Here is a 12,901-nt window from a genome sequence, read left to right on the forward strand (position 1 = left end):
CAGGACCGCTCGATCCTGGGAGCGGCGGTACCACCCCGGCGTCCGTCGTGCGCCTTCGGATCAGCGCCGGTAGGCAGGGATCAGCAGTACCACCCGATGCCCGGTCCGCTGCGGGATGATCGATGGATGGATCGCTCCGAACTCGCGGCACTGCTGCGCCAGGCCCGCGCCCGGATCCGTCCCGAAGACGTCGGGCTGCCCGCCGGCGCACGCCGACAGGTGTCGGGGCTGCGCCGGGAAGAGGTCGCGCAGCTGGCCGGGATGAGCGTCGATTATGTGGTCCGGCTCGAACAGGGGCGTGGGCCACGGCCCTCCCCGTCGATGCTGGCGGCGCTGGCGCGAGCGCTGCGGCTCACCGACGACGATCGCGATCTGCTGTTCCGGCTCGCGGGCAGCGAACCGCCCGGCGCCGACCGGATCGCGATGGTGGTACGCGCGAGCGTGCTGCGCCTCGTGCTGGACCGGATGGCGGACCTACCGGCACTGGTGCTCTCGGCCAAAAGCGATGTGCTGGCCTGGAATCCGATGGCCGCGGCGCTGCTCGGCGATTTCTCCCGCTGGCCACCGGCGCGCCGCAACATCATCTGGCAGGCCTTCCTCGGCACCGGACCCAACCGGGTGGTCCTGCCCCCCGAAGACATCGACACCATCACCACCACCTGGGTGGCCAGCCTGCACGCCGCCCGCGCCCGCTACCCATCCGACCCCGCGCTCGAACGCCTGATCACCGAACTGCGCACCGGTAGCCCGCACTTCGAACGCCTCTGGGGCGAACGCCGTGCCGGACACCTCCGCAACAGCCGCAAGACCATCGTTCATCCCGACCTCGGACGCCTCACTTTGGACTGCGACACCCTGCTGGTGCCCGACAGCGACCAGACCGTCGTCGTGTATTCGGCGGCCCCCGGCACCCCCGAGGCCGGTGCGCTCGAGCTGCTGCGGGTCACCGGGACCGAGCAGTTCACGCAGCCCAGAGCCTGACCTCGGGCTTATGGAGGTCGACCGGGATCACCTCCGTCCTGGCCCTGATCCGCCACCAGCAGAGCCGCCGAACGGCTCGAACTGGGCCGTCCTGCCGGGAAGCGATTGGCCATCTGTGCGCAGTCCGGAAGATCACGCGCCCTCGGCATCCCGATAAACAGCGAGAATCTGTTTCACGGCCTCGGTGACCGGGGGTTCTTCCGTGAGCGCGGTCCAGGTATAGGCGTCATGTTCGGTAAGCCCGATAGGTTCCGGTGCGACGCACTCGACGGCGAAATTGAACTGACGACTATGTTTTCCGCTGCCGGAGCGGTAGTCGAAACTGCCGATATAGCGGCCGATTCCAGCGACCCGGAGCCCTGTCTCTTCCTCGACCTCACGAGTGACGGCCTGCTCGAGACCTTCACCGGATTCGACCTTGCCGCTGGGCAGTTCCCAGATGCCGCCCATGAAGTCGTCGCCTGGCCGGCGCAGGAGCAGTACCCGGCCATCGTGTTCGACGACCGCGCCCACGACGAGCTGCTGAACTCCATCGCGTTCCGCTTCGGTCGTGAGGTCTTCGATACGGGTCGGCATGCTGTTCATCCTTTCAGGGTGTGGGCGTTGTGGATGACCTTCTCGATCGCGTCGAGGTACTGGTCGACAAGGGGAAGGTCTTGTTCGCGGTGCCATACCGGCAGTTTGAGCGTGTTTCGGAACAGGTGCTCCGCTCGCGGGAATTCGCCCGGCCGATAAGCGAACTCACCAACGGTTCCGGGAAAAAGAGTACCGGGGCACTGGAACAGCGCCAGTAGATTGAGCGGGCAGGTAGAGCCCGGTCGATCGACTTCGCCGCAGCCTTCGGCAAGTAACGCCTGGTGGAACCGTTTGATAGGAAGCCCGCCGAGTTCGTCGCCGCGGTACCGCAATGCCATGCCATACCAGGACGGCCGTACTTCGGGGCTGGGGCGCGGCACATCGATCCCGGGCACGCCATCCAGTCGGTCTGCGATGTGGGCGGCGATGTGGCAGCGGCCGGTGAGATAGTCCTCGAGGTGGGCGAGTTGATCGAGGGCGATCGTGGCGGCGAGAGGATGGATACGGTGTTTGAGGCCCATTCCGGTGATCGCGTATCGGTGTAGGGCGTGGTGTTCAGGTATTTCGGTGCGGCAGCGTTTGTTGTACTGGCCGTGCAAGAGCAAACGGTAATACACGTGTTCGTCGTCGGTGAGCACGAACCCGCCTTCGCCCGCCGAAAGCGGTTTGGGGCCGTTCATGCTGAAGGCGGCCGCGCGCCCGATTGTGCCCACCTTCTGATCGCCGATGGTGGTGCCGTGGGCGTGGGAGCCATCTTCGAGGAGTTGTAGCCCGTAGACCTGGGCGAGACCGGCCAGGCTGCGGACTTGCGCAGGCATGCCCCACATGTGTGTGACGACGATGGCTTTTGTCTTCTCGGTGATGTGCTGAGGGAGTTCGCGGGGGTCGAGGTTGCCCGTTGTGTCACAGTCGGCGAGGACTGGGACGACACCCAGGTGCAGCAGCGGTGTGGCGGTCGCGAAGAAGGTGTAGGCGGGGACAATGACCTCGTCTCCGGGGCTCAGTCCGCAGGCGGCGTACATCGAGTACAGACCCGCGGTACCTGAGCTCGTGAGCACGGCGTATTTGGTGCCGAAGTAGGCGGCCAGAGCGTCCTCGAGGTCGGCGATGACGCCGGACCGGTCGTAGATCGAGATGGTCTCATCGAGTTGAGCCAGTACGGCATTGCGGGTATGACCGTCCATCGGAGGCCACTGGAAATGTGGAGCCGGGCGGTGGACGGCAGGTGCGCCTCCGAATACGGCAAGCGATGAGTTCACCGAAGCTCCTTCGGGTCAACCGCGGCTTGGGTGCGAGCGGATTGGTAGCAGGCGGTGACGAAGCGCATGTGGGCCAGGTGCTGGCGTGGCCCACTAGGGTTGGGCCGTTCGCCCGCGATCACCCGTCGGAAGAAATCGATCTGTGAGGCAGACGCAGACGGCCAGGATTGCTCACGGACCAAGGATTCGACAACTCTTCCGTCGTTGGTGAGTCGCCGGATGCGTCCGCGTTCGAGGTGCACCATGCCTTTGGAGCCAACGAGTCGCAGGTCCTCGGTCTTGGGACCGATGAAACGGGAGAGCAGAATCGATCCATACAGGCCCGACTCGTAGGAGAAGTGCACGAGCGCGGTGTCCTCGGCATCGTACTTGCGGTCCGGTCGTGCGGCGGCCGACAGGTCCGCGAGTATGCGGTCTGGAAGACCGAAATACCACAGCACCAGGTCGATGACGTGATAACCCATGTCGATCACGCAGCCTCCACCAGCTGTAGCGATTTCGCCGCGCCAGCCTTCGGATGGGTCAGCGGTGTGCAGGGTATAGCGCGCGTCGATGACGAATGGCGTGCCGATCTGGTCGGCCAGCTGAGGAAAGCTCACGTAGATCGGGTTGAAGCGGCGTTGCACGGTAACCATCAGTTCGATCCCGGACTTCTCACACAACCGCGCCAGCTCGCGGGCTTCGCCGAGGGACGTGGCGAATGGCTTTTCCTTGAGCACGTGGATGCGGTGCTCGGCGGCGGCTTCGATCACCCGGCGGCCAACGCAGTGCGGAACGCACACAACGACAAGATCCAGCTGCTCGGACCGCAGCATCGCGGTGAAGTCGGTGTACCCGGGGACGCGGAACCGGTACTGGTGCTCGCGAACGATCTCGGGATTCTCGTCACAGACCGCGACGAGCTCGGCAGACTCGCAGGATTCGAGGCCGGGCAGATGATCGTCGACCGCTTGCCTGCCCAATCCGATCACTCCCACGCGTACCGCTCGGCCCCCTCGTTGCGCGAGAGATGATGACCAGTGGGTGGACTCAACGGCGCCATTCGAGAAGGCGCGCGTCGTGTCCCCTTGGGGACAGTTAAGGGTCGTCACCGGATCACTCCGACCGACTCGCGATCCAAGTCGCCGGCCATCCTAGCGACGAGCACTCCCGCGCTTGCTTCGCACCACAGCCGTGTCTCCACGGCTTGTCGAAGAGCCGTCTGTCGGATGAGATGCTCGATATCGGGCACGACGACATTGCGGCATTGCGCGCGACGTAGTTCCGCGATGAGCGCATCCAGAGCAGCACATCCGTATGTCCGCTCGTGGAACACCATGCCTAAGTCGTAACCTTGGCGCTCGACGAACTGCTGAATTCGCCTCTCGCATTCCCCGATGCTCTCGCCCGCGACATCCAGTCTCAGATAGCCGTACGCAAGTGGTTTCATCGATGTCTCCCTCCCTCCAGGCCGAACCAGGACCTGAGCTGGTTCGGCGCGTTCGCCGAACGGTTCATCCAGCCTCGCGCGCTGCCAGCTCTTCCTGGAGGGCAGATTGCGGGGCAGATCATGGAGAATCGGTTCCGGGATCCGGCGGGTCGATAGACTGGGCGCGTCCTAGGAGGCGATCGAACGTGTCGGTTCCAAATCTGAAACTGCAACAGTGTCGTGAAGCAACCCCGTCACCGACCATGCCGGGGCGGCCGATGACTCGTGCCGAACTGGCTGAAGCGGTCAACGACCACCTGTGGCGGACCACGGGCCGGCGCCGAGAACTCGACGCCCATACGATTGCGCGCTATGAGCGGGGCGTCGTGCGCTGGCCTGGCAAGGACTACCGTCGCGCCCTGTGTGCAGTTCTGAACGCGACCGAAACCGAACTTGGCTTTTCTGCTGGCCGCCGGAAGGACGTAGAAAGTCGCCGAGATGCTTTGGCGGTCAACTTATTCAGCCCATTCAACCCTGAACAGATGCCACCCGACTATCTGTCTGGGATAAAAGCCATGGTGCGCGTGGGTCGGTCCGATGTCGACAAGATCCAGAGTGCCGTCGTCGCAGCGGCAGCGACGGAGAACCTGCACGGCGGTGGATCGACGACCGACAGCGCGGCGAACCATCTTCGCGTGTTTTCCCCGCTGCTGCGTGCCCAAGCTGCTCCTGAAACGCGGCGGGCATTGTGTGAGGCCCTCGGAAACCTCAGCGGGATCGCCGCCTACTCCGCCTTTGATATCGCCGCCTACACAAAGGCCGAACGACGATTCCGATTCGCCCTCTGGTGTGCAGACGCGGCAGGATCCTGGGAACTGCGCGCTGCAACGCTGGCCGACATGGCCCGCAAGACCGCATACATCGGAAACCCTGATGGCGCGCTCTCACTGATCGAACTGGCTCAGGTCCGCTCCGACCGACTCAGTGACACCACCCGCGCGATGCTAGCCACACTGCGCGCGCAATTCCTGTCGGCGCTGAGCCGCACCGATGAGGCTCTATCCGAAGTTGCACGCGCCGACGAGCACTTCGCCGCTCGCGAGCCCAGCGAGGACGCACCGTGGATGTGCTACTACGACCAGGCAGAGCACCTTGGCAGCACAGGCAAAGCCCTGATTCCAGTCGCAATAGCACGCGGTCGTATCGACCTCGCCGCACCCAGAATCCGGCAAGCCATCCAACTGCAGGGTGAGAACTATCCCCGATCGCGAACCTTCTCCCGCACCCGTCTCGCCACCCTCACCATGCAACTGGGCGAGCCACGAACGGCGGCCACACTGGGCATGGAAGCTGTCGCCGACGCCAGTAAATTCCACTCGCAACGCATCCGCGACGAACTGCGAAATCTCGCGGCGGTCGCGACGCCGCACCGGAGAATCACCGGTGTCGCCGAACTCCGTCACGCGATCGCCCTGCTACCGGAACTCGAGACCGTCCTGTGACGCAGTCTTCAGCAACCACTATTCTGGAACGCGCCGCCACCCTAGTCGGCCTCGACGCGTCCACCGCGATTCCGGTCCGTACCGGCGCCCACAACATTTTCGAACTGCGCGGCGGAATCATAGCCCGGATCGGCAAACCTGGCACCGCTGATACCGCACGACGGGAACTGCGAATCGCTCGTTGGCTCAACCGCTCCGGGATCCCCGCCGTCGAGCCAGACGAGGCGCTGTCACAACCGATCGTCGTCGACGATCGACCTGTCACCTGGTGGCAGCTGATCGGCGACCACCGCGCCGCCACCCCCGCCGAACTCGGCTCAGCCCTCGCCGGTCTCCACGCGCTAGACCCACCCACCACCTTCGAACTGCCGGAATACCAGCCGTTCATAGGACTCGCCGACCGGATCCGCGCGGCCACAACCATCGGTCACGACGACCAGCAATGGCTGACCGAGCACTACGAGGCCATTCGGCGTCGATACGAACAGCTCCCCGCCACGGACCGAACGTCGGTCATCCACGGCGACGCCTGGCAAGGAAACCTCGTCGTACCCGCCTCCGGAACACCGATTTTCCTCGACCTCGACAAGGTCTCCGTTGGTCGTCCCGAATGGGACCTGGTCCAACTCGCCGTCGACCACACCGACTTCACTCGCCTCGACGCCAACGACTACGACTCCTTCGTCACCGCGTACGGCGGCTATGACATGACCACCACACCTGAATTCCGCATCTACGCCGACATTCAAGAGCTTCGCTGGACCGCCTTCGCAATCAGCTTGTCCCACGACAACCGGGCCGCAGCAGCCGAAGCCGCCCACCGCATCGCCTGTCTACGCGGGCGCATTCCAAAGCCTTGGCAGTGGTGCGCGCTGTAGCGGAAGGCTGACGGCGGTTCCGGGCCCCACACAAAGTCTCTCTCTCCCCCGGGGCGGACCGAACGCGTCACCGCACAGCACACGAGATCGGGTAAGCCAGCTTGGCCAGCGCCGCAATCTACACGGATCCTCGTCGGCGAATCCGGCGACGCGCCGAGGTTCCGCGACTCACCGAGACTGTCTGGTCAGGAATTAGGACTCGACGGGTCGAGGTGAGAGGATGGTCACTCCACATCGGCTCGATCACCGGGCCTGACTTCCTGGAGGATCGCAATGTCGGATCTCCGCAGAACGCGCACGCATGAAGACCGTGAGGCGCTAACTGAATCCGGTGCCAATCGAAACGGACTGGAGTCGCTTGATGCTCCGCCTCCGCGCAGTGTGCAGCAGATCCAGGCAGCGACGGGGCCCGGTCCCCAAAACCAAGCAACCAGTTGCACGGATCCGCACGATATCGACGACTAGGCATCCGAGGCCATGACGCCGAACACCCTGCTGGGCATTGTTGCCTTCTTCCACTTCGTCGCTCCTGGCCTCTACTACGACCGGAAAGCTGCCCGGAAACGGGTCAAACCTCCTGAGACGACCTTCGGCGAGATCAGCCGGGTGGCACTCGTATCGACCCTATGCAGCCTCCCTGCGATCGTGGCCCTCGGCACATTCGCGGCGGTAGCCGGCCGACGGGGTTGGACTTGGTTTCCGGATCTGAGTGCGCTGTTCAAACAGGGAAACAGCAACTACTACGCCGATAACCTCATCAAGGTAACAGTAACCGTCGTCCTCACCGCCGCGGTCGCATTATTCGCTGCCGAACTCTCGTTTCGTTGGCTTCACCGAAACGAGCAAGGGATCATGACCTTCGAGTCATCTTGGCGCGAGGTGTTTCGAGTGAAAGCGCCGGCAGGAACGATCGCCTACGCGCGCATTGGCATGAAGGACGGTTCGGTTTGGAGTGGTCGGGTTGTCGCGTTCTCCCGTTCACCCGAAGTGTCTGATCGAGAGATCGTGCTTGCGCCGCCAATCTTCCGGAAACCGAAGCAGAACCCAGACGGCACATATAGACCAATCGTCGAGTATCCGAAGATTTACCAGCGAGTGATCTTGAAGGACGCCGAAATCGGTTACATCGCTGTGAAGTACGAAACCGAGGTGCCAATTGCACTGAGCCCGCCGACGTCCGAGCCCTCGCCGCCACGGGGACCCTCATGGGCGTCCGGCCCCGCACCTTCTGGTACCCCCTGACAGGAAGGACGGTGGCGAGTATTGGCGCTCGGGTTCTCCCACGTCTGGAGTAATGCGTGGATGCTTAACGCCCGCCGCCTTCTCGGTTGAGAGTAAGAGGCCCGGCTTCCACAGGAGGCCCACTCTACCGGAGACCCTCGGCGACAGCTCATCGACATATGATGCCAGTCAACGAACCTCAGGTAACCCCTGCGAGCAGGGCAACCACTTCGCAACATTGGAACGTTGACAATCTCATCGGAACGATGCCCAGTCGACTCTGTCAAGACTCGACGTATGCAGTGCGTGCACAATTGCCAGCACGCGGGTCTCGCGTTCGCTGCGCTCGGTGAATGTTCCAAGCGTACCCAGCGGTTCGAGGCCACGCATCCGCCAGTCCGCCGCGCCGGAGAGCGCGAAGTGCAAGCTCGCAGCTAAAGCGGCACCGAGCAGGTCGTCGCGGTGAGCCGTCGACAATCGGGTGCGTAGCGTGTACATCCACCGGGTGATCTGGAGGACCGCTTCGATAGTCTCCGCGTGGTCGGGCCCGGAGATCTTCTTCTGGGCTTCTTCTAACGCTTCGAGCAGCTCGTCCTCAAGCTCTTCTAAAAATGCACGCATGAGTTGGCGAAGATCCTGTCCTTCTTCTAGCAACCCTTCCGGTGCGGGGATTGCGCCGACGCGACAGCGTGCGAGGAACCAGTCGATCACCGAGTCCGCGAGCTCCGAGGGTCCGAACCGCCTGGCAACATGCAGCGCGGTCATCAAGAGGCCGACCTCGACCGTGCCCGGTTCGCCAGGTAGCGGATCTGTCCCCTGTCCGTTCACCAGGTCGAATACCGATTTCAGCACCGGCGTCGGGTCGACATCGACCAAATTCGCATACCAGTTGCTCAGGTACGCTACAGCCAGCTCGATGTATCTGGAGAACCCAAAGACCGCAGCCATTTGCGAGTATGTGCAGGCCTCGAGTCCGACCCGACACGAACTGGCATCCTGATCAAAGAGCGAGAGAAGCGAGCTCTTCTCCAACAAGAGATTCAGCCGTTCCAGCCCGACTATGGGGCTGTCCGGCTCCAACACACAGTGGATATTGAGGTGCCACAGTGCCTCATCCATTTGTTGCAGAACCCGGTAGCCGAGTTTAGCGTCGGACTCCTCGAGTTCGTCCTTGCCCCTTATGACTACCAGGAACTCAGTCATGCGAGTTCGCACGCAACGACTAAGCAGGATGACCGCGTCAGGGTTCCCCCGGAGTCGATCGGAAAGGTGTGCTGATCGCTCGAAGTCGGATTCCACCGCACCGTCTGCAACCGTGGCCGGCCAGAGGGCCCGTGCAGCCCGGCACGCCACCGCGAAGGTGAGATCGATTAGCTCGTCCACGTTCCGATCCGGCACCTGAAGGTCGAGGTCGAATCCGCGCCAATAATCCAGCCTTGCGGCAGCTACCTGGGCGTCATCGGTCCGGGGCGTGGGAACTGTCTCGGCCGCGACTAGATAGGCATAACACGTGATGCCCCATAGTTCTGCTTGCAGCGCAAGCAGATCCTCAACTTTGCTCCCCCTGGCGAACCTGGGCATATCGCGTAGACCAGCTGTACCCTCGCCCACAGAACGAAGCCAATCCTGTTGCATTCCGGGCAGTGACCCGCTGTCCGAATTCAGCGGATCCTGGACCAGGACATCGATGAGGGCTAGCAGACCGCTAGAATCTGCCCCGGTACGAGATCGGGCACCTGGGCTGCACCTGTCGACGACTGCCGTCCGAAGATGCTCGGCTATCTCGCGCTTCTGCCCGAGGCTCAGCTCCGTCATGACCGTCAGGAGTAACCCGGCGACGGTCAACACCTCCATATCGGTTTCCGCAGCTGCGAGTAGGTCTTTCAGACCATCGATCCGGTCGTCATCGGAGCCGTGAACCCCCAGGAAGGACGCAAGTATTCCCAGCGATTCCGGTGTGGAGAGCTGCGGATCCACCACCATCTGTACAAGCACACGGTTCTCGCCCAGCCGGAACAATTGAATCAGCAGTTCACGAGTACGGACCGGATCGTCAACCGGCAGCGAGAAGAGGTAAGACACCAGCAATCGCGCGTTGCCGATTCGCACTTGTTCGCGGTTCACCTGCAGCAGATCCGAGGCCTCACCGATGATCCGACCGACTGCCCGGCTCGCGCTTGCGTGGGCGAATCGCCATTCGTCGCACTCCACGTCGACGATTCCAGTCAGCAGGTCGCGGGCGAGTGCTAGGTCCACGGTCGTGGAGCCCCCCATGCCCAGTTGCTGCATGGTCGCCGCGTAGGGAGAAGAAGGACCGAGCATTGCAAATAGATCGCTTCCCCGCAATCCAGATAATGAGGTGTCGAGAATCCCGAGCAAAGTACCGAACCAGTGATTACTTAGGTCGCTGAGCCTCTCGAGGACCTCCGCATGAAGCCCGTCGAGGTCGGCGGGCAGGCTCGCCGATATCTCGATCAACAATTGCCGAATCGCCTGTTGTGGCTCGAGCTCCACATCGCTGTCCATCAGGATCAGATAGTCGTGGCGCATGAGGGTGAGTAGCACCTCGGTCGCCAGCGCGAGCCAGCGGGCGACCCGAGATTGCGCTACGAGCTGAGTGACAATTTGGTCAGGTACTGCCCGGTGGTGCGCCGATATCCGAGTCCGGATCAATGCCATCGCGTCGTCGAGGTCGAGGTTGCCGAGCTCGAGGATGCCGGTCAGCGGCCGGAGCCGAAGAATCTCTGCCTCCAACGAGCTGGATTCAGCGGAGACGAGGAAGCGCACCCGGTCTTCGAACAGCGTCGTCATCCAGGTGGTCGACTGTCCTTCGAGGAGATTGCCGGTCAGGCGGTCGATACCGTCGAAGACTATGAGAGGGCCGCATCCGGCGTACCCAGCCGAGAGCGTCTCTACCCATGCCGGGAGGACATCGTCGAGTTCGATACCGGACGGTGTAGTCCGTTCTGCAATCGAAAACGCGGCAGAGGGATTGAACTGAACTAGTAGTATGAGCAGACAAACCGGCAACCGGGTGGACGCCGCGGTCACCCCGACGCTGCAGTATGCTCGGGGCGCCGACAGTCCGGTCAGCGACTCAACCATGCTGACAATTTCCACATCCAGCGCCACCTTTGCCAGCAGCGCGGTTTTCCCGCTCCCGGAGTCTCCGAGCACGGTAAGCATCCCGTTGTACATCCGGTGCCGGAGTTTCCACATCGGGCTGTTCGGATCGTCTCCGATGTCGCCGAACTCGCCGAAAAGGAAGTCATGCGACCAGAATTCCTGTATTAAGTTCAGCTCGCGCTCGCGACCAACAAAGTGTGCGACCTCCCGCTCGGCAGCCCACAGCTGTGCGTTCAACTCCGTCTGCAGCCAATCAGCGGCTTCGGTGTCGCCAGTCATCCGCTCGACCATGCCGATCAGTTGCTCGATTGCGAGGCTCGAGAAGCGTTCGCTCTCAAAGCACTCCGATTCCGGATTCCACCGCGACTCGTAATCCAGTAGTACACAACCCTGAGCCCGGAGATGGTCTACCAGTTCACGCAGGAACCCGGCACCGGAGGAGCCGGGGAGATCGTCTTGTGCCCCCGCGGCAACCGCGGCTTCGCGGTCGGCGAGCAGCACCCGACGGGTAAGTATCACCGGAAGAACACCGTCCTGCACTCCATGCTGGGCGGCGATCAGCATCTCGAGCGCCGTGACCGAGAGCGGAAATTCGGCGGCCGCGACGCCGCGCTCGGTGGCAAGTTCCGACACCCGGGAACCAGGGACCAGTTCTCCGTACTTCGTGCCCAGAATCCCGAGAAAGAGCGGACGGCACCGCAGTACCTCCGACACGCACGTCTCGAGGATTACGCGCTCGCGGGTCGCTTCGTCTAGCCGATGATCGGCCTCCACTCCCCAGCGCAGGTCCACCGGATAGACGGTGACGCCCCTGCCTGCCTCGGCCAGGCGGGCATTCACGGAGGGAATCACGATGCGATTGATAATGTCCCGTTCAGAATCCATGTCCCGAAAGGTGGACGCGATGAACACCGGCAGTCGACGCCACAGCGTCCGATCACCTCTCCGCAATACCGTCATCGTGAGATCCTGGCGAGTTTCCGGTAGTGATGGGGATATGGCGCAACCCGTGCGGAACCGACCGCTCCGGGCCCAGTGGTTGCCACGCTCATCACGATAGACCACGCCTCGCCACCCTGACGCGGTTTTGTTTCCGCCCGTGCTCAGCGGAATCGCGCGACACGCCCTGCGGTCCAATGGGCTCCTCCACGGGCAGCTCGAAAGGCAGATTCGACCCCCGCGTGACGCGCGCACCACACAGTCGTCGAAACCACGCCGACCAGCAACAGCGCGTCACGCATCCGGGTGCCCGACGGCTCAAAGGCGATGACTCCCTCGTTGGCCACCAACGGTAGAGCTCCCCGGTGAGCGACGCCGGCGTTCACGAGATCCCTACCTCGTGATCATCCGGAGAACCCTCCGGCCGATCTTTACCCATGTCGGGACAGTGCGTGACGCTACCGCCATTGCTCGGGGCCGAACCGCATAGCGTCACTGTCGAGTTCGGGCGGCAGGTGTAACGACTTCCGTCGATCGTTCGATCGATCAGCGGTACACCTCAGCTTGCGCGTCCGCTCGGATCGGAATGCGCCGTTGAGCTGCTGCGACTTCCGGTAACAGATAGGAATCAGCATGGCTGACGAGAAGATCATCTTCGTTGCGTTCGCGATCGAAGACGAGCGACAACGAGACTTGCTGAAAGGCCAGTCGCTGAGCCCTCGCGCGCCGTACAAGTTCATCGACCTCTCGGTGAAGGAGGCGTACGAGACGGAGTGGAAAACCAAGGTACGTACTCGCATCCGGCGCTGCCATGGCGTGATCGCCCTGGTGAGCAAGAATTCTCTGGCATCCGAGGGGCAGAAGTGGGAGATCCAATGCGCCAAGGAGGAGGGGAAACCAGTTCGCGGGATCTGGGCATATGCATCCGACCGAACCAACCTTGCCGGTGTCACCACACTCCCATGGTCCGATGGGAACATCGCCGACTTCATCGACTCGGTCTAGGCGTCG

Annotated in this window: 10 protein-coding genes; 5 read left to right on the forward strand and 5 right to left on the reverse strand. The window is 62.8% G+C overall.

Annotated elements, in window-relative coordinates; translation table 11 throughout:
• Nucleotides 1-126: 126 nt before the first annotated feature.
• Entirely contained in the window at nt 127-981 is an 855-nt protein-coding gene (locus AC4HOU_RS02400; protein ID WP_490724089.1) for a helix-turn-helix transcriptional regulator, read from the forward strand.
• A 132-nt stretch (nt 982-1,113) separates the two neighbouring features.
• On the opposite strand, the gene AC4HOU_RS02405 is transcribed toward AC4HOU_RS02400, so the two are convergent.
• The 4 genes from AC4HOU_RS02405 to AC4HOU_RS02420 form a co-directional block, all read right to left on the reverse strand.
• Entirely contained in the window at nt 1,114-1,566 is a 453-nt protein-coding gene (locus AC4HOU_RS02405) for an NUDIX hydrolase (RefSeq protein ID WP_490724090.1), read from the reverse strand.
• Nucleotides 1,563-2,741: a DegT/DnrJ/EryC1/StrS aminotransferase family protein gene (locus AC4HOU_RS02410; RefSeq protein WP_228815094.1), complete on the reverse strand. Its 1,179-nt coding sequence runs from the start codon at nt 2,739-2,741 to the stop codon at nt 1,563-1,565. The genes AC4HOU_RS02405 and AC4HOU_RS02410 overlap by 4 nt, the downstream gene beginning before the upstream one ends.
• A 71-nt stretch (nt 2,742-2,812) precedes the next feature.
• Nucleotides 2,813-3,793, reverse strand: coding sequence for a Gfo/Idh/MocA family protein (locus tag AC4HOU_RS02415; RefSeq protein WP_324197305.1), 981 nt, complete (start codon nt 3,791-3,793; stop codon nt 2,813-2,815).
• A gap of 110 nt (nt 3,794-3,903) precedes the next feature.
• Nucleotides 3,904-4,245, reverse strand: coding sequence for a hypothetical protein (locus AC4HOU_RS02420; RefSeq protein WP_194990167.1), 342 nt, complete (start codon nt 4,243-4,245; stop codon nt 3,904-3,906).
• A 185-nt stretch (nt 4,246-4,430) separates the two neighbouring features.
• On the opposite strand from AC4HOU_RS02420, the gene AC4HOU_RS02425 reads away from it, so the two are divergent.
• The 3 genes from AC4HOU_RS02425 to AC4HOU_RS02435 all read left to right on the forward strand — a co-directional run bounded on the left by AC4HOU_RS02425 (nt 4,431) and on the right by AC4HOU_RS02435 (nt 7,846).
• Nucleotides 4,431-5,726, forward strand: coding sequence for an NsdA family TPR-like regulatory protein (locus tag AC4HOU_RS02425; RefSeq protein WP_324197306.1), 1,296 nt, complete (start codon nt 4,431-4,433; stop codon nt 5,724-5,726).
• A complete protein-coding gene (locus AC4HOU_RS02430) occupies nt 5,723-6,604 on the forward strand; it encodes a phosphotransferase family protein (protein WP_280498833.1) in 882 nt (293 codons plus the stop codon). Before AC4HOU_RS02425 ends, AC4HOU_RS02430 begins: the two co-directional genes overlap by 4 nt.
• Nucleotides 6,605-7,081: 477 nt before the next feature.
• Entirely contained in the window at nt 7,082-7,846 is a 765-nt protein-coding gene (locus tag AC4HOU_RS02435; RefSeq protein WP_194990166.1) for a DUF6338 family protein, read from the forward strand.
• A gap of 234 nt (nt 7,847-8,080) precedes the next feature.
• Here the strand turns inward: AC4HOU_RS02435 and AC4HOU_RS02440 are convergent, their stop codons facing one another.
• The gene (locus AC4HOU_RS02440; RefSeq protein ID WP_194990165.1) at nt 8,081-11,911 is read right to left on the reverse strand and encodes a DUF4062 domain-containing protein; all 3,831 of its coding nucleotides are present in this window, start codon (nt 11,909-11,911) and stop codon (nt 8,081-8,083) included.
• Between the two features lie 612 nt (nt 11,912-12,523).
• Between AC4HOU_RS02440 and AC4HOU_RS02445 the strand changes: the two genes are divergently transcribed.
• On the forward strand, nt 12,524-12,895 hold the full coding sequence (locus AC4HOU_RS02445; protein WP_194990164.1) for a TIR domain-containing protein: 372 nt from the start codon (nt 12,524-12,526) through the stop codon (nt 12,893-12,895).
• The last annotated feature ends 6 nt before the right edge of the window (nt 12,896-12,901 follow it).

The organism is Nocardia sp. JCM 38205 (assembly GCF_058222935.1).

Excerpts from the sequence above, each read along its gene's own strand:
- AC4HOU_RS02400 (WP_490724089.1), top strand. The coding sequence starts at position 127 with ATGGATCGCTCCGAACTCGCGGCACTGCTGCGCCAGGCCCGCGCCCGG.
- AC4HOU_RS02405 (WP_490724090.1), bottom strand. The coding sequence starts at position 1,566 with ATGAACAGCATGCCGACCCGTATCGAAGACCTCACGACCGAAGCGGAA.
- AC4HOU_RS02410 (WP_228815094.1), bottom strand. The coding sequence starts at position 2,741 with ATGGACGGTCATACCCGCAATGCCGTACTGGCTCAACTCGATGAGACC.
- AC4HOU_RS02420 (WP_194990167.1), bottom strand. The coding sequence starts at position 4,245 with ATGAAACCACTTGCGTACGGCTATCTGAGACTGGATGTCGCGGGCGAG.
- AC4HOU_RS02435 (WP_194990166.1), top strand. The coding sequence starts at position 7,082 with ATGACGCCGAACACCCTGCTGGGCATTGTTGCCTTCTTCCACTTCGTC.
- AC4HOU_RS02440 (WP_194990165.1), bottom strand. The coding sequence starts at position 11,911 with ATGACGGTATTGCGGAGAGGTGATCGGACGCTGTGGCGTCGACTGCCG.
- AC4HOU_RS02445 (WP_194990164.1), top strand. The coding sequence starts at position 12,524 with ATGGCTGACGAGAAGATCATCTTCGTTGCGTTCGCGATCGAAGACGAG.